This is a genomic window from Pseudomonas sp. FH1 (genome assembly GCF_000510895.2).
GTDB lineage: Bacteria > Pseudomonadota > Gammaproteobacteria > Pseudomonadales > Pseudomonadaceae > Aquipseudomonas > Aquipseudomonas azotoformans_A.
In genome coordinates this window covers 26,112-44,843 of the sequence record NZ_AOHM01000023.1, presented here as the reverse complement: position 1 = coordinate 44,843, position 18,732 = coordinate 26,112, and the positions used below count along the sequence as shown (strand labels likewise).

The 18,732-nt window shown below is 60.3% G+C and carries 16 protein-coding genes and 1 pseudogene; 6 read left to right on the top strand and 11 right to left on the bottom strand.

The genetic code is table 11. From position 1 onward, the window contains the following. Nucleotides 1-220 precede the first annotated feature (220 nt). From H096_RS09810 to H096_RS09785, 6 genes are all read right to left on the bottom strand, one after another. Nucleotides 221-1,462 carry an OprD family porin gene (locus H096_RS09810; protein WP_033897920.1) on the bottom strand — a complete coding sequence of 414 codons (1,242 nt, stop codon included), beginning with the start codon at nt 1,460-1,462 and terminating at the stop codon, nt 221-223. A gap of 152 nt (nt 1,463-1,614) precedes the next feature. Then, on the bottom strand, nt 1,615-3,354 hold the full coding sequence (locus H096_RS09805) for a biotin carboxylase N-terminal domain-containing protein (RefSeq protein WP_033897919.1): 1,740 nt from the start codon (nt 3,352-3,354) through the stop codon (nt 1,615-1,617). Next, complete coding sequence (locus tag H096_RS09800) at nt 3,351-4,970, bottom strand: 5-oxoprolinase/urea amidolyase family protein (RefSeq protein ID WP_033897918.1); 1,620 nt, start codon at nt 4,968-4,970, stop codon at nt 3,351-3,353. The genes H096_RS09805 and H096_RS09800 overlap by 4 nt, the downstream gene beginning before the upstream one ends. Before the next feature lie 9 nt (nt 4,971-4,979). After that, nucleotides 4,980-5,786 carry a putative hydro-lyase gene (locus H096_RS09795; protein WP_033897917.1) on the bottom strand — a complete coding sequence of 269 codons (807 nt, stop codon included), beginning with the start codon at nt 5,784-5,786 and terminating at the stop codon, nt 4,980-4,982. Then, nucleotides 5,783-6,553 carry a 5-oxoprolinase subunit PxpA gene (locus H096_RS09790; RefSeq protein WP_033897916.1) on the bottom strand — a complete coding sequence of 257 codons (771 nt, stop codon included), beginning with the start codon at nt 6,551-6,553 and terminating at the stop codon, nt 5,783-5,785. Before H096_RS09790 ends, H096_RS09795 begins: the two co-directional genes overlap by 4 nt. A gap of 28 nt (nt 6,554-6,581) precedes the next feature. Beyond that, nucleotides 6,582-7,814: an NRAMP family divalent metal transporter gene (locus H096_RS09785; RefSeq protein ID WP_033897914.1), complete on the bottom strand. Its 1,233-nt coding sequence runs from the start codon at nt 7,812-7,814 to the stop codon at nt 6,582-6,584. A 269-nt stretch (nt 7,815-8,083) separates the two neighbouring features. Between H096_RS09785 and H096_RS09780 the strand changes: the two genes are divergently transcribed. After that, nucleotides 8,084-8,749, top strand: a complete 666-nt coding sequence (locus H096_RS09780; protein WP_033897923.1) for a GntR family transcriptional regulator — start codon at nt 8,084-8,086, stop codon at nt 8,747-8,749. Between the two features lie 513 nt (nt 8,750-9,262). On the opposite strand, the pseudogene H096_RS09775 reads toward H096_RS09780, so the two are convergent. Next, nucleotides 9,263-9,655, bottom strand: a pseudogene (locus tag H096_RS09775) (histone deacetylase); the annotation flags it as partial. A gap of 75 nt (nt 9,656-9,730) precedes the next feature. Here H096_RS09775 and H096_RS09770 point away from each other — a divergent pair. Genes H096_RS09770 through H096_RS09760 form a run of 3 tightly spaced genes read left to right on the top strand, consistent with a single transcriptional unit; the run spans nt 9,731 to nt 11,804 of the window. Beyond that, nucleotides 9,731-10,300: a GNAT family N-acetyltransferase gene (locus H096_RS09770; protein ID WP_033897913.1), complete on the top strand. Its 570-nt coding sequence runs from the start codon at nt 9,731-9,733 to the stop codon at nt 10,298-10,300. A 38-nt stretch (nt 10,301-10,338) separates the two neighbouring features. Further along, complete coding sequence (tesB, locus tag H096_RS09765; RefSeq protein ID WP_016976734.1) at nt 10,339-11,208, top strand: acyl-CoA thioesterase II; 870 nt, start codon at nt 10,339-10,341, stop codon at nt 11,206-11,208. Then, complete coding sequence (locus tag H096_RS09760) at nt 11,205-11,804, top strand: HAD family hydrolase (protein WP_033897912.1); 600 nt, start codon at nt 11,205-11,207, stop codon at nt 11,802-11,804. Before tesB ends, H096_RS09760 begins: the two co-directional genes overlap by 4 nt. Nucleotides 11,805-11,866: 62 nt before the next feature. Here H096_RS09760 and H096_RS09755 read toward each other — a convergent pair whose 3' ends face one another. The 3 genes from H096_RS09755 to H096_RS09745 are packed head-to-tail and all read right to left on the bottom strand — an operon-like array spanning nt 11,867 to nt 14,193. Continuing rightward, the gene (locus H096_RS09755; RefSeq protein WP_033897911.1) at nt 11,867-12,838 is read right to left on the bottom strand and encodes a lipoprotein; all 972 of its coding nucleotides are present in this window, start codon (nt 12,836-12,838) and stop codon (nt 11,867-11,869) included. Next, nucleotides 12,839-13,723 (bottom strand): neutral zinc metallopeptidase, encoded by an 885-nt coding sequence (locus H096_RS09750; RefSeq protein WP_033897910.1) that lies wholly within the window; start codon nt 13,721-13,723, stop codon nt 12,839-12,841. Nucleotides 13,724-13,776: 53 nt separating this feature from the next. Further along, on the bottom strand, nt 13,777-14,193 hold the full coding sequence (locus H096_RS09745) for a lipoprotein (RefSeq protein ID WP_033897909.1): 417 nt from the start codon (nt 14,191-14,193) through the stop codon (nt 13,777-13,779). A 178-nt stretch (nt 14,194-14,371) separates the two neighbouring features. Between H096_RS09745 and H096_RS09740 the strand changes: the two genes are divergently transcribed. Further along, complete coding sequence (locus H096_RS09740; protein ID WP_033897907.1) at nt 14,372-15,250, top strand: DMT family transporter; 879 nt, start codon at nt 14,372-14,374, stop codon at nt 15,248-15,250. A 2-nt stretch (nt 15,251-15,252) separates the two neighbouring features. On the opposite strand, the gene H096_RS09735 is transcribed toward H096_RS09740, so the two are convergent. After that, complete coding sequence (locus H096_RS09735; protein ID WP_033897906.1) at nt 15,253-16,587, bottom strand: MFS transporter; 1,335 nt, start codon at nt 16,585-16,587, stop codon at nt 15,253-15,255. A 210-nt stretch (nt 16,588-16,797) separates the two neighbouring features. On the opposite strand from H096_RS09735, the gene quiC reads away from it, so the two are divergent. Further along, a complete protein-coding gene (gene quiC, locus H096_RS09730; protein ID WP_033897905.1) occupies nt 16,798-18,699 on the top strand; it encodes a 3-dehydroshikimate dehydratase QuiC in 1,902 nt (633 codons plus the stop codon). Nucleotides 18,700-18,732: the final 33 nt, after the last annotated feature.

Genomic DNA, 18,732 nt, shown 5'->3' with positions numbered 1-18,732 from the left:
AGGCGGCTATTTCACCAAATCTGAAAGTCTTTTTCAGAGTTTCCTTAGCTGTCTCATCACTCACTCTCCGATTATTGATCGGTAAACCTGTATCAACGTTGCAGGTGATAGGCCCGGGGCTTGGAATGCATAGTTCCAGGCCCCGGTACATGTACCTGTGCCGCTTATTCCTTGGATGAAGTCCTGAGTGATGGCTGGGCAGCATCACTTTTTATCGCTGTTACCACAGTGGCAATGTATAACTAACGATTAGGCGTGTTTCGTCCAAGTCGTTACCGAAGTTTGAACGGACCGTTGCATTTCGGACTTTCATGCCGAGGTTTTTCAGAGAGCCACTTTGTATGACATAGCCGATATCGGTATCGCGCTCCCACTCTTTACCGCTGTTGCTGCCTGCGACCAAGGCATTGTCCCCGCTGACATAACGGGTCATGAAGGTCAGCCCCGGCAGGCCCAGCGCCGCGAAGTTGTAGTCGTAGCGCAACTGCCAGGATTTTTCCTGAGCGTTGGCAAAGTCATTGATCTGGACGAAGTTGACCAGATAGGGGTCGGTATTGGCGATGTACGGAAACGGGTCATCACCGCTCATGCGCTGATAGGCCGCCGAGAACACGTTTCTGCCCAGGGTATAAGACGCCATTCCGTTGGCTGCGCGGTTGTCTAGGGCGCGGAAGTTACCGTCCTCGGTGCTTTTCGAATAGCGTAGGTCGAACTTCAGCGACTGTTGCGCCGCAAGGGGGATCTCATAGACCACGCCGCCAAAGTACTGCCGATAGACGTTTTCCAGGTTACCGTAGTAAAGGCTTGTACTCAGGGCCTTGCTGAAGCTGTACGTGCCGCCGGCAAAGCGAAAATCATCGCTGACGCCGCCGATGCGGTTGCCCGTGAAGTCTTGATAGTTTGAGGAGCTGTTGAACTTGATTTGCTCTAGCTTGCCGCCTTGCAGCACTAACTTATCGATATCTTTTGAGGTGAGCATTGCGCCTTCGAACGTAGCCGGCAACAGGCGCGTGTCATTACTCGAGACCACAGGGGTGCGAAAGGCCAGCGAGCCGACCTTCAGCACGGTTTCCGAGACCTTGGCCTTGGCCGTCAGCTCAAGTTTTGAATACTCGTCCTGCGAGCCGCGGCCGTTCTTTGAACTCAGGTCTGCCGGCAGCAAGCCTGTGCCACCGGAGCCGTCGCCGCCATCGAGCTTGAGGCCGAGCATGCCAACGGCGTCGACGCCCAGACCCAGAGTGCCAGCGGTATAACCCGACTCGAAGCGCAACATGAGGCCCTGCGCCCACTCTGCCGCTGCATCACGCTGAGCGGTGGGCGGGCCGTTACGAAAGTCACGGTTAAAGTAGAAGTTACGCAGTTCTACGCTGGCTTTGCTGTCGGCAATAAAGTCGGCAGATGCAGTGAGTGGTAAAACCAGCGCGCAGGTACCCGCAAGGGTAAAAACCTTGTTGATTAACATGCTCTTAAATGCTCCAGATAACGGCAGATTTATGGGTTGGGTTTTATCGTTATTGTGAGTGCACAGTGTCATCTACAGTTTTCTGCGGGCAGCACGCGGCAACCGGGTTATTAGCCCGTTGCGCGTGTAGCCTGCAAAAAGAAGCGTTTAAATCAACTAGCTGTTTTGATACGGCCGATCAGCGAGCCGGCTTCAAAGTAAGTGCCCGATTGTTGGGTAACTTGAACGTCGCCAGCACAGGGGGCCAGAACCGAAGTTTCCATTTTCATCGCTTCTACCACGGCGATAACTTGCCCGGCGCTGACCGCCTCACCGTCCTCAACGACCCAGGTATGCAGGTTGCCCGCTACCGGCGTCAGTACCGCCTGTGGATCAACTGCCTCGCTTGGGCTCGCGCTTTCGCTGGCAGGGCCAGCTGCGTTCAGGCTCATGCCGCGCAACAATGCTGCGGGCAGGCCCAGTTCGTGGCGCTTGCCGTCAATTTCGACGAAGGTGCGCAGTACTTCTGGGTTTCCCGACTGGGCGTTTCGTGGGGCGATGGTGATCTGTTCGGCGAAGTCGGTCTCGATCCAGCGGGTGTGCACGTCGAATCGGTCAGCGCTGGTGAAGTCGGCATGGTCCATCACGGCCCGGTGGAACGGCAGCACTGAGGCGATGCCTTCGATCTTGAATTCCGCCAGGGCGCGACGGGCGCGGGTTATCGCCTGCTCACGAGTTGCACCTGTGACAATCAGCTTGGCCATCATCGAATCGAAGGTGCTCGGCACGCTGGAACCGCTGACCACGCCGCTGTCCAGGCGTACGCCGGGGCCAGAGGGCGGCAGGAATTCTGTGATTTGCCCGGGGGTGGGCAAAAAGCCTTTGCCTGCGTCTTCGGCGTTGATGCGAAATTCAAAGCTGTGGCCGCGCGGGGTCGGCGTTTCGCTGAACGACAACGGCAAGCCGTCGGCGATACGCAGTTGCTCAATCACGAGGTCGACGCCGGTGGTTTCTTCGGTCACCGGGTGCTCGACCTGCAAGCGCGTGTTGACCTCGAGGAACGACAGGGTGCCGTCCTGGCTGAGCAGGAACTCCACGGTGCCGGCGCCGACGTAGCCGGCCTTGGCGCAAATAGCCTGGGCCGATTGATGAATACGCTGGCGCTGTGCGTCGCTGATAAACGGCGCGGGCGCTTCTTCCACCAGCTTCTGGTTGCGTCGTTGCAGCGAGCAATCACGCGTGCCGACCACCACCACCTTGCCGTGTTTGTCGGCCATTATTTGCGCTTCAATGTGCCGAGGGCGGTCGAGGAATTGCTCAACGAAACATTCGCCGCGGCCAAACGCTGCTTCGGCTTCGCGCACCGCCGAAGCAAACAGCTCGGCGACCTCGTCCAGGCGCCAGGCCACTTTCATGCCGCGTCCGCCGCCACCGAAGGCGGCCTTGATGGCAATCGGCAGGCCGTGCTGCTCGGCAAAGGCCAGCACCTCGGCGGCGCTTTCGACCGGCCCAGGCGTACCGGCCACCAGAGGCGCACCGACCAGTTGGGCAATTTTTCGCGCCTCGACCTTGTCGCCGAGCACGTCGATGGTCTCTGGGTTGGGACCGACCCAGATCAACCCTGCGTCGATCACCGCCCGGGCGAAGTCGGCCCGTTCAGACAGAAAACCATAGCCGGGGTGCACGGCATCGGCGCCGCTGCGTTTGGCGACGGCGATAAGTTTGCCGATGTCCAGGTAGGTCTCGGTCGGGCGCTGACCATTCAGTGAGTAGGCTTCGTCGGCTTGGCGCACGTGCAGGGCGTCGATGTCTGCGTCGGCATAGACCGCGACAGACTGCACACCGTAGTCGCGGCAGGCGCGGGCGATGCGGACGGCAATTTCACCACGGTTGGCAATCAGTAATTTTTTCATGAATTGTTCTTCGCATCGGCAGTTGAAAAAGAGGCTTCTGTTCTGGGTAGAAGGTCGCGGAAGCCATCCAAAGGGTTGAAACGAATCTGCGCGTTGACCGGTATCTGCCCGGCCAGGTCCAGGTGGTAGCTTGCAACCGAGCCAATCACTGGATAACCACCGGTCAGCGGGTGGTCAGCCAGGAACAGCACCGGTTGGCCGCTGGCCGGGACCTGAATCGCGCCCACGGAGGTGCCTTCGCTGGGCAACTCCTGATGATTGCTGCGCTCCAGCGGTGTGTCACCGGCCAGACGAATCCCGACCCGGTTGGACTGCGAGGTCACCCGCCACAGCTGGCTGCTCAGACGCTTGATGGCGTCCTCGGTAAACCAGTCGGTGCGCGGCCCCATCACCACATCGAGGGTGACGATGTTGGCGGTGGTCGGCAGCTCAAAAGCCGGGGCCTCGTTCAGGGATACGCTGGTGCCGGTGACCGGCGCGGTGAAGCCCAGTCGGTCGCCCGTCGCGAGCGCTGCAGGACCGAGCTGCGCCAGGGTGTCGGTGGACAGGCTGCCAAGCACCGGTGTGACGTCGAAACCGCCACGGATAGCCAGATAACTGCGCAGCCCGGCCTTGGGTGATCCCAGGCTGACGCGGTCGCCCGCTTCCAGCTCGATGGGCTGGTAGTTGTTGGCTTGCCATTGCAGGCCGCTGGCGTTGGTGATGGTGACCGGGGTTAACGCGCCAGTAATGGCGATCACCGCACGGCCATGGCAAATGAAGCCCAAGCCACCGAGCACCGATTCCACACAGGCCATGTCCGAAGGGTTGCCGACGGCGCGGTTGGCCGAACGCAGAGCACCGAGGTCCAGTGCGCCGGAACGGGACACGCCCTGGCCGGTTTGGCCGGGGCGCCCCATGTCCTGCAAAACACTGTGCAGGCCTGGGCTGGTGATTTCCAGGCTGGTGCCGCTTGGCACGTCACCCCGAGCTGGCTCAGACGGCGCAGGCAGGCCACTGGCTGGCAGCGGACCGGCATCGGTAAACCGGACCTTATAGCCAGGGCGCAGCAAAGCAGGCTCGGCGCGGTTCAGGTCCCACATCTGCAACGGCGTGACGCCGATGATCTGCCACCCACCAGGGCTGGCTTTGGGATAGACGCCGCTGAAGTCGCCCGCCAACGCCACGGCACCGGCAGGGATGCGAGTGCGCGGCGTTTGTCGACGAGGCACCTGGAACCCGGCGCCGCCAGTCAGGTACGCGAAGCCCGGCGCGAAACCGCAGAACGCCACGCTGTAGTCATGAGCGGTGTGACGCTGGATGACCTCTGCGCGGCTGATGTTCAGCAGAGTCGCGACTTCGTCGAGGTCTTCGCCGTTGTAATGCACCGGGATTTCCACCCGACGGTGTTCGCCCTCGCGGCGCTGGCTGAGGTCTTGGCCAGCTATGCAGTTGACCAGCGCCTGACGATCGATGGTGCTGGGGCGGAACTGGATCAATAGCGTGCGTGCGGCAGGAACGATCTCCTCCACACCCGCAATTGGCTCCGCCGTCAGGGCGTCGAACAAGGCCAGGGTTTCGTCCAGATCTTTCAATTCGACGAGCAGGACGTCCAGGTTGACCGGTAGAAAGCGCACAGGGAACTCCTAGACGTGGTAAGTGCTGTCAGGCACGTCGGTGATGAACATATAGCCCGGCGAATGGGTGATGGCGAAGGGCACACCCGAGGCCATGACTGCTGCCTGAGGTGTAACACCACAGGCCCAGAACACCGGAACTTCGCCAGGCTTGATGCTAACGGCATCGCCGAAATCGGGTCGACTCAGGTTGTTGATACCCAGTCGTCCAGGCTCGCCGATATGGACTGGAGCGCCGTGCACTGAGGGGTAGCGCCCGGAGATACTGCAGGCCTCGGCCACGCGATCAGCCGGAATCGGACGCATGGAAACCACCATTTCGCCATGTAGCCGACCGGCAGGACGGCAGGCGCGGTTGGTGCGGTACATCGGCACATTGCAGCCATCGGTGATGTGTCGCACTTCGATGCCCGCTTCTTGCAGCGGGGTTTCAAAGGTAAAGCTGCAGCCGATCAGAAACGCGACCATGTCGTCGTGTTCAGCCCAGGCTTGAGTTGCGTCGCTGACTTCTTCCGCCAGCTTGCCATCGCGCCAGATGCGGTACATCGGGATGTCGGTGCGCAGGTCCGCGCCTTCAGCCAAGAGGGTGGTCGGGCTGCCGGCGTCGCTGACATCCAGGATCGGGCAGGCTTTGGGATTGCGCTGCGCGTAGAGCAGGAAATCGTAGGCCCAGTCGCGGGGCAAGGCGATCAGGTTGGCTTGGGTCATCCCTGGTGCAACACCTGCCGTGGGGGTAACCAGACCGTTGCGGTAAGTGCCACGCGCCTCGCGGGCTGCGGCGATGGCGGTCTGACGGGCTCGATCAAAGGCATTCATGGGCGCTCTCCGGCAAAGGGTTGCAAAGATGTATTGGCTTGTTCCAGTACGCGGCGCAGCTCGCGGGCCATCTCTACGGCGGCGGGGCTGTCGCCATGCACACAAATTGAGTCGGCCTCTATCCTGACTAGGCTGCCATCAATGGCTTCGATGAAGCCTGACTGAACCAGACGCAACATGCGCTGGGCCACGAGCTCGGGATCGTGAAGAACGGCCCCGGGCTCGCGCCGCGAAACCAGAGTGCCCTGTGGCGTATACGCACGATCAGCGAAGGCCTCGGCGACGCACTGCAAACCTTCGCTACGGGCCAGCTCAATCAGGGTGGAGCCCGCCAGAGCGACGAGCACCAGCGTGGGATCAATGGCGCGGATCGCCTCAATCACCGCCATCGCCTGTCTGCGGTCGTGAGCGATAGTGTTGTACAAGGCGCCGTGGGGCTTCACATAACGCACCGAGGTGCCAGCAGCCTTGGCCAGGCCTTGCAGCGCACCGATCTGGTAGATCACGTCGGCGGTCAGTTCATCGCTGGCCAGGTCCATGTTGCGTCGGCCGAAGCCGACCTTGTCCGGGTAGGCGACATGGGCACCAATGGTGACGTTTTTGGCTGCAGCGGCTTTGAGTGTCCGCAGGATGCCGGCCGGGTCGCCGGCGTGAAAACCACAGGCGACATTGGCGCTGGTCACGATATCGAGCATCGCGTCATCGTCGCCCATGCTCCAGGCGCCGAAGCTTTCGCCCAGGTCACTATTGATATCTATCGTTGGCATTCACGTGACTCCTTTTTCGTTATCAGGCTCAGATGACGTTGAGGAAGGCAAAGATCGGCCCGACGGATTTGATTGCCATGTACCAGGTCAGCATGCAGGTCAGGACACCCAGCACCAGGAGCCAGCGTGGGTAATGGTAACCGTCCATGAGGTCGGATCGGCGCCAGCCGACGTAGATGAAGATGCTCAGGCCGATTGGCAATATCAGGCCGTTGAAACCGCCTGCGAAGAGCAGCAGTGCGGCAGGAGCCGTACCCATCAGGACAAAGATCAGCAGCGATAGGGCGATGAACACTGTGGTGGCGCGGTTGCGCCCCTGCTCAGTGATGTTCGGCTTGAACACGGTGATAAAGGAGATGGAGGTGTAAGCGGCGCCGATCACGCTGGTGATACTGGCGGCCCAGAGGATGAGACCGAAGACGCGCAGGCCGATCTGCCCGGCCGCTGCCTGGAAGGCTTGTGCGGCCGGATTGGCGCCCTGACCCGAGGTGTCGATAATTACGCCGCTGGCAACAACGCCGAGGATGGCGAGAAACAGGATGTAGCGCATGAGGCCGGTGACCAGGATGCCGCTCAGGGCTGCTTTGGTCACTGCCTGGAGATTTTCTACCCCGGTAGTGCCGCGATCCAGCAGTTTGTGAGCCCCCGCATAGGTGATGTAACCACCCACCGTACCTCCGACAATGGTGGTAATGGTGGCGAAGTTGATCTGGTCCGGAAGTACGGTCTGGTAGAGGGCTTCACCCAGTGGCGGGTTGGAGGCAAAGGCTACGAACAGCGTCAGGCCAATCATCACCAGGCCCAGCACGACGATCAGCCGGTCGACGGCCAAGCCGGCGCGGTGAGAGAGGAAGATGCCGATGGCCAACAGAGCGCTCAGACCGCCGCCCCATTTCGCATCAAGCCCCATCAGCGCGTTCAGACCCAGCCCGGCGCCGGCAATGTTGCCGACGTTGAACACCAGCCCGCCGAATATCACCAGCACCGCGAGCAGGTAACCACTGCCTGGAATCGCTTTGTTGGCCACATCTGCGGCACGCATTCGGGTCAGGGAGACGATACGCCAGACGTTAAGTTGAACCACGAAGTCGATCAGAATCGACGCCAGGATACCGAACGCAAATGCCGCACCCATCTTGGCCGTGAACGTGGCGGTCTGGGTGATGAATCCAGGTCCGATGGCAGAAGTCGCCATCATGAAAATTGCGGCGATCAGGGAAGAGCGTCGCGCCTTTGTAAAATCTTGAGCGGTCTGTGTCACGGCTGTCTGTGTCACGGCATCATACCTACGGTGGGAGATGGTTTGATTGAGCAATGAGCGTGCCAAGATTCAATCATCGGGCTGTATGCGTTGATACATGAGCCTTTGATTGTTGAACAATAATACGGCTATGGGTCGACAATATGCACCAGTTTGTAACCTTATCACTCATGTGTGTTACTTAATGATGCGCGAGGCACCCTTGCTTCTTGCCATGCGCTGAGCTCTCATGGAACATCAAAATGACTTTCTCTGACTCTGGATCGCACATGAACGACGTTTCACATTCCCTTCCTCGCTCGCTGGGTGAATCCATTACCCAAGAGGTCCGCAGGATGCTGGTCGAAGGCGAATTGGTCCCGGGCCAACGGCTGTCCGAAGCGGCGCTGGCCGAAAGCCTGCAGATTTCCCGTAACACCTTGAGAGAAGCGTTCAGGGTCCTGACTCGCGAGGGGTTGCTCAAGCATGAGCCCAATCGAGGGGTAACTGTGGCGGAACCTGATATGGCGTCGATTATTGACATCTATCGTGTACGCCGCTTTATCGAATGCAAAGCCATTGGTCAGGGTTACCCGTTGCACCCGGGAACATTGCATATGCGTCAAGCAGTGGAGGTGGGCATGCGAGCGCGCGAAGCCAAGGATTGGATAGCAGTCGGTACCGCTAATATGATGTTCCACAAGGCTATCGTCGAGCTAGCCGACAGCCCGCGATTGGTGGTGTTCTACGGGCAGATATCTGCCGAGCTGCGATTGGCCTTCGGCCTACTTGATGACCCCGAATTTCTGCATATGCCTTATGTCGACATGAACGCTTCAATCCTGCGCTGTATAGAAGAGGGGCGACCAGAGGAGGCAACCCAGATGCTCGAAGCCTATTTGGTACAATCGGAGCGCACCGTTCTTGCAGCCTACGAACGCAGTATGAGCCGATAGCTTCTGAGGAGCGCTACGAACTCTTCAGAAACTAAAGCCAAGCCTATAGATTTTTCCGCTCATGCAGTAACACCGACCTTATCGTTTGGGGACCGAGTGGTCCTTTCCTGGCGCAGCCGCGTGGCACAGGCAAACATGGTGGCAACATCGTCTAAGTCTCCCATTTTGATAACAGCTCTGACCGTGGGCAATTACTTGGGCGTTGAGATGTTCACCTACTTTTGGCAATTCTCTGTAGGTCCTATCTTTTGCGTGCTTGGTCGGGCAGGTGCAGGAAAAATCCGACTGAGGTCGCAAACCGGAGCTTCCTGCGATCTGATCCCTTTTGGATGTTGATTGTCATACTGGTTCGGTGTGAGTCAACTCCCCTTTGACTCAACGGAGATTTCTGAGCTTTGTAAACATCTCGTTGAATGTCGGATAGTTATTTCCTTTTTAGAAACTTTGGCTTACCCAAGATCTTGTTTTTCCTAGTCTAACCAGCCTTGTTTACATGATTTGGTCAGCAGAATTGCAGAAGCCTGCCGGGTAATCGTAGTGGGCGTGGTGGGTGCCGCCGGCCAGGTGGCAGGCCAGGCCGTGCTCCAGGGCTTGTTCCGCCGCGAGAATCGAACCGCCCACCGCTCGCACGGTACGGCGGGCCAGGGCTTCGTTCCAGGGCAGGCCTAGGCGGCGCTGGTCTTCACGGGATAATTCGCCGCCCATGTAGCGCTCGATATACCCAGCGTCATGGGCCAGGGCCAGAATCTCGGGTGGGCAGAGTTGTGGGCGCAGCAGTTGGCGGTCCTCGATCAGGCCGCTGTCTACCAGGTGGTCGCGCAACAGGCGGAACTTGTCCATGGGGAACCGGTGGTCCGCCGGGAACTCGGGGCTGTAGTCATCGTGGTAGATCAATGGCAAAGGCATGGGATTTTCTGACGGGAACCTGCGACGCATCTTACCCGCGTTGTACACTCACGCACATGGCAAGGGAGGGGACCCATGGAGCCGATACTGGAATTGGAAAGCGCACGCCTGGTGCTGCGCCAATGGCGCGACAGCGACCTGGCGGAGTTTGCGCGCATGTGCGCCGACCCACAGGTGATGCGCTATTTCCCGGCCAAGCTGAGCCACCTGGAAAGCGCCGCGTTGATCGGCCGCATTCGTGGGCACTTTGCTGAATATGGCTTTGGCCTGTGGGCCTTGCAGCGCAAGGACACGGGTGAATTCATCGGCCTCACCGGGTTGCTGAATGTCAGTTTCGAGGCTGATTTTACCCCGGCGGTGGAAATCGGCTGGCGCCTGGCCCGTGAACACTGGGGGCTGGGCTATGCCAGCGAGGCTGCCTGGACCGCATTGCGCTGTGGGTTTGATCGTTTGAAACTGGACGAAATCGTCGCCTTCACCACGGAGGCCAATCTGCCCTCACAAAAAGTCATGCAGGCCATCGGTATGCATTACGATCCCCAGGCAGATTTCGAACACCCCAAGGTCGCAGCCGATGACCCGCTGCGCCCTCATGTTTTGTACCGCATCACCCGCGCCCAATGGTTGGACACGCTGCACGGATAAGCAGCCCGGAATGCCCCATAGATTGTAGGAGTTGCTCTATGAGCCAAGTATTGGAAGATCTGGTGGACCTGCTGACCCTGGAGCCGATCGAGGAAAACCTCTTTCGCGGCCGCAGTCAGGACCTGGGTTTTCGCCAACTGTTCGGCGGCCAGGTGCTCGGCCAGTCGCTGTCGGCCGCCAGCCAGACCGTAGAAGAAGCGCGGCACGTGCATTCCCTGCACGGTTACTTCCTGCGTCCCGGCGATGCGAAGTTGCCGGTGGTGTATTCGGTGGACCGTGTGCGCGATGGCGGCAGTTTCAGCACGCGCCGCGTGACCGCGATCCAGAAGGGCCACCCGATCTTCACCTGCACCACCTCGTTCCAGTACGACGAACAAGGCTTCGACCACCAGACCACCATGCCTGTGGTAGTGGGCCCGGAAAACCTGCCGTCGGAGCTGGAGCTGACCCAGCAGCGCGCGCACCTGATCCCCGAGCACATGCGCGACAAGCTGCTGTGCCCCAAGCCGATCGAAGTGCGCCCGGTCACCGAAAAAGACCCGTTCAACCCGCAGCCGTCCGACCCGGTCAAGTACGTGTGGTTCCGTGCCGACGGCGCCCTGGCCGACTCGCCGGCGCTGCATAAATATCTGCTGGCCTACGCCTCGGATTTCGGTCTGCTGACCACCTCCTTGCTGCCCCATGGCAAGACGGTCTGGCAGAAAGACATGCAAGTCGCCAGCCTCGATCACGCGCTGTGGTTCCACGCCGACCTGCGTGCCGACGACTGGTTGCTCTACGCCATGGACAGCCCATGGGCCGGTAATTCCCGGGGTTTCTCCCGTGGCAGTGTGTACAACCGCGCCGGGCAACTGGTGGCCTCGGTGACCCAGGAAGGCTTGATCCGCCATCGCAAGGATTGGGCATGAGCCTGTCGGAGGTAAAACACTGGGTGTTCGACATGGACGGCACCCTCACGGTGGCCGTGCATGACTTCGCGGCTATTCGCGTGGCCCTGGAGATTGCACCCGAGGACGACATCCTCACGCACCTGGCGGCGTTGCCAGCGGATGTCGCGGCGGCCAAGCATGCCTGGTTGCTGGAGCATGAGCGCGAGTTGGCGCTGGGTTCGGTCGCGGCTGAAGGTGCGGTGGAGTTGGTGCGCGAATTGGCCGGGCGTGGTTACCGCCTGGGCATCCTGACCCGCAATGCGCGGGAGCTGGCGCACGTCACCCTGGAGGCGATCGGTCTGGCAGACTGCTTTGCCATTGAGGACGTGCTGGGGCGTGACGATGCGCAACCCAAGCCTGATCCGGATGGCTTGCTGAAACTGGCGGCCGCTTGGGACGTGGCGCCGAGTGAGATGGTGATGGTGGGGGATTATCGTTTTGACCTGGACTGTGGCCGGGCGGCGGGCGCGCGGACGGTGTTGGTGAATTTGCCGGAGAATCCTTGGCCGGAGTTGGCAGATTGGCATGCCGAGGATTGCTCGGTGTTGCGCCAGATGATCCAGCCCAAACAATGAAGATCAACTGTGGGAGCAGGCAAGCCAGCTCCCACACGTAGATTGGGTTTCTTCAGGGGATGTTATTGGAAGAGTGCTTTCTGGCCTTCCGGCGACGTAAACATCCCATCCCCGTTATGCCCCACCCCCGGCACTTCCACCAGCTTATGACTCAACTGCGGATGCCGCTGCTTGAGGTAGTCAAAATAGTTATGCCCGCGAATCAGGCGATACGCGCCCTGGGTTTCGGCCTCACAGCCTTTGTCCAGCGCGTGATGGTTTGGGTCGATGTCCTGTTGGCCCAGCAGGTAGGTGATGTCGCGTGACACATACGCCTGTTCAAGCTGTTCGGCGCTCTGGCCTTGAGCGTAGGCCGGCAGGTTTTGCAGGCCGTATTTCCAGTCGTTGAAACCAGGGCAACTGGCAATGTCGAATTTCACCGGGCGCTGCGGGGTGAAGTAGGCGTAGGAGGACGGGTTGGCCACCACGTAACGCAGGCGGATGCCTTCGGTTTGCAGTTTCGGATGGTCGTGGCTGGTGAGGGCAAACCGCTGTACCACCTGGCCACCCCCGGAATGCCCGGCCACCACGATTTCTTTCAACGCAGGGAACAGTTTGCGGTTGCCCAGGTGCTTGATGATCTGGTCGAGGGCGCCGTAGGAGCTGATTTGGCCTGGGCCGGTGGACGGCTCACCGGCCATCCAGCCGTTGTCGGTCCAGCGCAGTAGCTGATTGTCCAGATGCTCGTGCCGCGCATCCGACTCAATGAGAAACCTTGGCGCGATCACCAAGGTATTGGCCGCTTGCCCGGCATTCTCGGCCGCTTTCTCGCCGCTTTCCAGATAGGTCTGCGCATCGCGCAGGCGCCCATGCACGATGATCAACGCACGGGTGACGTTGGGCAGTGGCTGGCGCCAATCCTGGCTCAACCCCAGGCTCAGATCCCCTGCCTTCAGGGGGAAGCGATCGAGATTGGCCTCGTTGACGTTATGCCCGGCTGCCAAAACGGAACCGGTGACCAGCAAACCCAGCAGCAATCCCACTCGTTTATTCATCTAAAGGCTCTTGGCGGTAAAAGTGTCGCATTGAGTGATCTGGCCCTGGGCAAAGCCGGTCTTGAACCAGCGAACCCGCTGTGCCGAGGTGCCGTGGGTAAACGAGTCCGGCACGACGCGCCCTTGACCCTGTTGCTGCAAACGGTCATCGCCAATGGCGTTGGCCGCATTCAGTGCTTCTTCAATATCGCCCGGCTCCAGCCAGTTCAGACGTTTTTGCGCACGGTTGGCCCACACCCCGGCAAAGCAGTCGGCTTGCAGTTCCTGACGCACCAGCAGACCGCCGTCACCCTGCATCTGCCGACCTTGCTGGCGTGCCGCCTGGATCTTCGAGGAGATACCCAGCAGCGTCTGCACGTGGTGCCCGACTTCGTGGGCGATCACGTACGCCTGGGCAAAGTCGCCAGCAGCCTGGAAGCGCTGTGACATTTCCCGGAAGAAGTCCAGGTCCAGGTACACCTGCTGGTCAGCCGGGCAATAAAACGGGCCGCTGGCCGAGGTGGCACCCCCGCAGGCGGAATTCACCCTGCCACGGAACAAGATCAGTTTCGGGTTCTTGTACGCCAAGCCGTTTTCCTGGAACACCTGGGCCCAGGTGTCTTCGGTATCGCCCAGCACCGCGCGGACAAAATCCGCTTGCTCATCATTGGCCGGTGGCGCCTGGCGCGATTGCGTGCTCACCGACGGCGCCTGTTCCATCTGGCCGGTCAACTGGCCGAGGATCTGCAACGGGTCCTGGCCGGTCAGCCAACCGATGCCGACGATCAGCACAATGGCCGTCAGGCTCAGGCCTTTGCCGCCACCAAAGCGCATGCCGCCACCGCCGCCGCTGTCATCGCGGGCATCCACCACGTTGTCGCTGCGTCGGCCTTTTTTCCATAGCATGGGGCAATCCTCTCGGTGAACGGTCCTACATTAATTGGGAAAGAGTATGGCTGTTAATCGCGGCAATAACCTTCGCCGGTATCGACGATCAGGCAATCCTTTTTATCCGCCAACCATTTCAAACCGGTGGCTTCGCCGTTGCCGGCGCTCAACTGCTGCGGGCCGTCTGTTCGGGTAAAGGCGATGCCATCTTCGTTGGCTGCACCCTTGAAGGTGCCGACGGCGTCATCATCCAGGCTGTATTTCATGGTCAGCAGGTAGTGACCACAGCCGATGCTGTCGTCCTTGGCGATGGTGAGGTAGAGGCCTTCGACGCCGATCCATTTACCCACCCATTTGTCGGTGGGCGGGGTTTCTGGCACTAGGGTGGCTTGTACGGAAGCCGGCGCGGGTTTGGGCGCTTCCTTGTTTTCCTGGTTGCAGGCGGTGAGCAGGGCAAGGGCAGAAAGAGCAAAGATAATTTTTTTCATAGCAGCAAGGCCTTGGTTAAAAAGTGTGCAACTGGGCGGTCAACGTGCAGGGTTGGACTCGAAACCCGTGATTTAGTGCGCTGTTCGCACGGTGTTTGGTTATGCTCTTGGGGCAGGCTCCGGCCCGGCTGCTAGATTACCGGGTTGAGCTCGACCGCGCGCCACACACGAGAATCCGATGACCGTCAGTACCCCTTTATCCGGCGTCAACCATCCCTTCAAGGGCATTTTGCTGATTGTTTTGGCGACGTTTCTGTTTTCCAGTCACGACGCCTTGTCCAAATACCTCGCGGGGTTCTACCCGATCGTGATGGTGGTGTGGGCGCGTTACCTGGTGCACACCTTGTTGATGGCCGGGATATTCCTGCCTCAATCGGGCCTGCGGGTATTGCGCAGCAAGCGACCGGGGATGCAGGTGGTGCGGGCGTTATGCCTGTTGGGCACCAGTCTGTTTTTCACCGCGGCGCTGCATTACATCCCCCTGGCGGAGGCCACGGCAGTGAACTTCCTCGCGCCGATCCTGGTGACGGCGCTGTCGGTGCCGCTGCTCGGTGAGCACGTGACCCGTGGCCAATGGCTGGCGGTGATCTGCGGGTTTGTCGGCGTGCTGATCATCATCCACCCCGGCGGCGAATTGTTCACCCCGGCGGTGTTGCTGCCGCTGTGTTCGGCGTTGTTCTTCTGCTTCTACCAACTGCTCACGCGCATCCTCAGCCAATACGACACGCCCACCACCAGCAACTTCTTTGCTGGCCTGTGCAATACCTTGGTGATGAGTGCGATGGTGCCGTTCTTCTGGCAGGTCCCGACGCTGTGGCATGGCGCCTTGATGCTGGCCCTGGGCACTTGCGGGATGACCGCGCACTTGATGCTGACCCAGGCGTTCCGCTTTGCGGCGCCGGCCTTGCTGGCGCCGTTCGGCTATTGCCAGATCGTGTTTGCGGGGTTGTTGGGTTGGCTGGTGTTCAGCCATACCCCCGATGTGACCACGGTGGTCGGCATCGGGGTGATCTGCATGAGCGGGCTGGCCGCTGCCTGGCAGCAGCGGCGTAGGTAGCGTTAGACGTCTACGGTAGGAATCTTGCGTGGCGCCATGAAGTACATCCAGGTCAGCGCAATGAAGTACATCGCCGGGATCAGGGTGAACAACACGGTGTAGTTGTTGTTGGTCACGGTCAGGATGTGGCCGACGATCTGGGTCATGAACATGCCGCCGATGGCCGCGCACATGCCGCCGAAGCCAAACACCGTGCTCATCATGTGCTTGGGCGTGTAGTCCATCACCAGGCTCCAGATGTTCGCGGTCCAGGCCTGGTGCGCGCCGATGGCCAGGGAGATGGCAAACACCGCGACCCACAACTGGCTGGAGCCGGCGGCCATGATCACGCCGACGATGCAGCAGGCAAACAGCAGCATCGACAGCAACCGCGCCTTGATCGAGTTCATGCCGCGACCGATCAGGAACGACGACAGGATCCCCCCACCCACGCTGCCAAAATCCGCCGTCAGGTAGATGATGATCAGCGGAATGCCCATTTGGGTTACGTTGATGCCCAAGTTGTATTGCTGGTTCAGGAACGGCGGCAGCCAGTACAGGTAGAACCAGAACACCGGCGCGGTGAGCGCATAGGCGATGGCGAAGGCCCAGGTGCCGCGCATGCGTAGGATGCGGCTGAACGGTACGCCGGGTTGTTCCGGTTCGACTTGCTGCTGCACGTAGTCCAATTCGGATTGCTTAACCGTCGGATGATCTTCGGGGTTGTAGTACTTCAAGCCCCAGAACACCAGCCAGAGAGCGCCAAGCGAGGCCATGCTCAGGAACGCCGCCTGCCAGCCCCACACGTGCAGGATCAATGGCAGCAGCATCGGCGTCATCATTGCGCCGACGTTGGTGCCGGCGTTGAAGATACCGGTGGCCACCGCACGCTCGCCGGCGGGGAACCACAACCGCGTGGTCTTGACGCAGGCCGGGTAGTTGGCGGCTTCGGTCAGCCCGAGGATAAAGCGGCACACCATAAAGCCGACCGCCGAGGTCGCAAGGCCATGGGCGCCGGTGGCCAGGCTCCACAGCAGCACGGCGCAGAAGAACACACGTTTCACGCCCACCCGGTCGATCAAACGACCCTGCAGCACAAAACCGATGGCGTAGCCGACTTGGAACCAGAAGTTGATGTTGGCGTAGTCCATCGCCGTCCAGCTCATCTCTTTGGCGAGGATTGGCTGCATGACGCCCAGCGCGGCGCGGTCGATGTAGTTGAGGGTGGTGGCGAAAAACACCAGGGCCAACATGCCCCAGCGCGTTTTACCCACGGCCAGGGCGCCGCGGATTTTGTCGCCGATGCCGGCGTGCGGGGTGCCGTGGCGCGCGGCCAGGGCGGAGTTTTGCAGAGGCATGAGGTCGTACCCGTTTTTTGAAATTTTTATGGTGTGTTCTGGGTCTGTTACGTCATCGATGGTGCGCAGTGGCTAAAAAATCGTCAATTCGCCAAAGGGGCATAGTGTTCGATAATCGCACCAAAAACTAACTGGTTCGTACATTTTAATTGCTGCGGTTAGGCTAGGGGCGAATAATTTGCCACAAACAACAATTGCCGGGAGTCGCCCATGCAACGTTCCATTGCCACTGTTTCCTTGAGCGGCACCCTGCCGGAAAAGCTCGAAGCCATTGCCGCCGCCGGGTTTGATGGGGTCGAGATCTTTGAGAACGACTTGTTGTATTACGACGGCAGCCCCCGCGAAGTTAGGCAGATGTGCGCCGACCTCGGCATTGCCATCACCTTGTTCCAGCCGTTTCGCGACTTTGAAGGCTGCCGCCGCGACCGTCTGGCGCGCAACCTGGAACGTGCCGAGCGCAAATTCGACTTGATGCAGGAGTTGGGTACCGACCTGGTGCTGGTGTGCAGCAACACCTCGGCCGATTGCGTGGGTGATGAGCGCATTTTGCTGGATGACCTGAGCCTGCTCGCCGAACACGCTGGCCGCCGTGGCCTGCGTATCGGCTATGAAGCGCTGGCCTGGGGCAAGCATGTGAACACCTGGCAGCAGGTGTGGAACCTGGTGCGTCAGGTCGATCATCCCAGCCTCGGCGTATTGCTCGACAGCTTTCACACCCTGTCCCTCAAAGGCGACCCGAGCGGGATTGCCGAGATCCCCGGCGACAAAATCTTCTTCGTGCAAATGGCCGACGCGCCGATCCTGGCCATGGACGTGCTGGAGTGGAGCCGGCATTTCCGCTGCTTCCCCGGCCAAGGTGAATTCGACCTGGCAGGGTTCCTCGCGCCAATCATCAAGAGTGGTTACACCGGGCCGCTGTCCCTGGAGATTTTCAACGATGGCTTCCGCGCCGCGCCGACTCGCGCGAATGCGGCGGATGGCCTGCGCTCCTTGCTGTACCTGGAAGAGAAAACCCGCGAGCGCCTGAAGCAGGAAGCCCCTGCACAACCGGTCGAGATTCTGTTCGATACCCCGGCCGCCAGCGAGTACGACGGCATCGAGTTCCTCGAATTCGCCGTGGATGAAAGCCTCGGCGCCAAGTTGACTCACTGGCTGGAACGCCTGGGCTTCGTCAAGGCCGGGCAGCACCGCTCCAAGAGCGTGAGCCTGTTGCGCCAGGGTGATATCAACCTGATCCTCAACTGCGAACCCTATTCCTTCGCCCACAACTTCTTCGAGGCTCATGGACCGTCGTTGTGCGCCACGGCGATCCGGGTCAAGGACAGCGCCAAGGCCCTGGAACGCGCGGTGGCCTACAAAGGCCAGCCCTATCGAGGGTTGGTCGGACCCAACGAGCTGGAGTTGGCGGCGGTACGTGCGCCGGATGGCAGCCTGATTTACCTGGTGGACCAGAGTGAAGGCGGCCTCTACGACACCGACTTCAACCTGCAACCTGCCGCGTCGTCCAGCGGCGGCTTGCTGCGCATCGACCATATGGCCATGGCGTTGCCGGCCGACAGCCTCGACAGTTGGGTGCTGTTCTACAAGAGCCTGCTGGATTTCGAAGCCGACGACGAAGTGGTGCTGCCGGACCCTTACGGTCTGGTGAAAAGCCGTGCCCTGCGCAGCCGTTGCAGTTCGATCCGCCTGCCGCTGAACATCTCCGAGAACCGCAATACCGCGATTTCCCACGCGCTGTCGAGCTATCGCGGCTCGGGCGTGCATCACATTGCCTTCGACTGCGCGGACATTTTCGCCGAGGTGCGCCGTGCCAAAGAGGCCGGCGTGCCGCTGCTGGATATCCCGCTCAACTACTACGACGACCTGGCGGCGCGTTTCGATTTCGATGATGAGTTCCTCAGCGAGTTGGCGTACTACAACGTGCTGTACGACCGCGACGCCCAGGGCGGTGAGTTGTTTCACGTGTACACCGAGCCGTTTGAAGGGCGGTTTTTCTTCGAGATCATCCAGCGCAAAAATGGTTATGCCGGCTATGGCGCGGCCAATGTGGCGGTGCGCCTGGCGGCGATGGCCAAATCGCGCAGCGGTGCGGTGCGTCAGGCGCGTTTATAACGGTGGGTCAGGTGCTTTCTTTCAGGCCGCATC

Coding starts and splice junctions, on each gene's coding strand:
- H096_RS09810 (WP_033897920.1), bottom strand. CDS start 1,462: ATGTTAATCAACAAGGTTTTTACCCTTGCGGGTACCTGCGCGCTGGTT.
- H096_RS09805 (WP_033897919.1), bottom strand. CDS start 3,354: ATGAAAAAATTACTGATTGCCAACCGTGGTGAAATTGCCGTCCGCATC.
- H096_RS09795 (WP_033897917.1), bottom strand. CDS start 5,786: ATGAATGCCTTTGATCGAGCCCGTCAGACCGCCATCGCCGCAGCCCGC.
- H096_RS09790 (WP_033897916.1), bottom strand. CDS start 6,553: ATGCCAACGATAGATATCAATAGTGACCTGGGCGAAAGCTTCGGCGCC.
- H096_RS09780 (WP_033897923.1), top strand. CDS start 8,084: ATGAACGACGTTTCACATTCCCTTCCTCGCTCGCTGGGTGAATCCATT.
- H096_RS09770 (WP_033897913.1), top strand. CDS start 9,731: ATGGAGCCGATACTGGAATTGGAAAGCGCACGCCTGGTGCTGCGCCAA.
- tesB (WP_016976734.1), top strand. CDS start 10,339: ATGAGCCAAGTATTGGAAGATCTGGTGGACCTGCTGACCCTGGAGCCG.
- H096_RS09760 (WP_033897912.1), top strand. CDS start 11,205: ATGAGCCTGTCGGAGGTAAAACACTGGGTGTTCGACATGGACGGCACC.
- H096_RS09755 (WP_033897911.1), bottom strand. CDS start 12,838: ATGAATAAACGAGTGGGATTGCTGCTGGGTTTGCTGGTCACCGGTTCC.
- H096_RS09750 (WP_033897910.1), bottom strand. CDS start 13,723: ATGCTATGGAAAAAAGGCCGACGCAGCGACAACGTGGTGGATGCCCGC.
- H096_RS09745 (WP_033897909.1), bottom strand. CDS start 14,193: ATGAAAAAAATTATCTTTGCTCTTTCTGCCCTTGCCCTGCTCACCGCC.
- H096_RS09740 (WP_033897907.1), top strand. CDS start 14,372: ATGACCGTCAGTACCCCTTTATCCGGCGTCAACCATCCCTTCAAGGGC.
- H096_RS09735 (WP_033897906.1), bottom strand. CDS start 16,587: ATGCCTCTGCAAAACTCCGCCCTGGCCGCGCGCCACGGCACCCCGCAC.
- quiC (WP_033897905.1), top strand. CDS start 16,798: ATGCAACGTTCCATTGCCACTGTTTCCTTGAGCGGCACCCTGCCGGAA.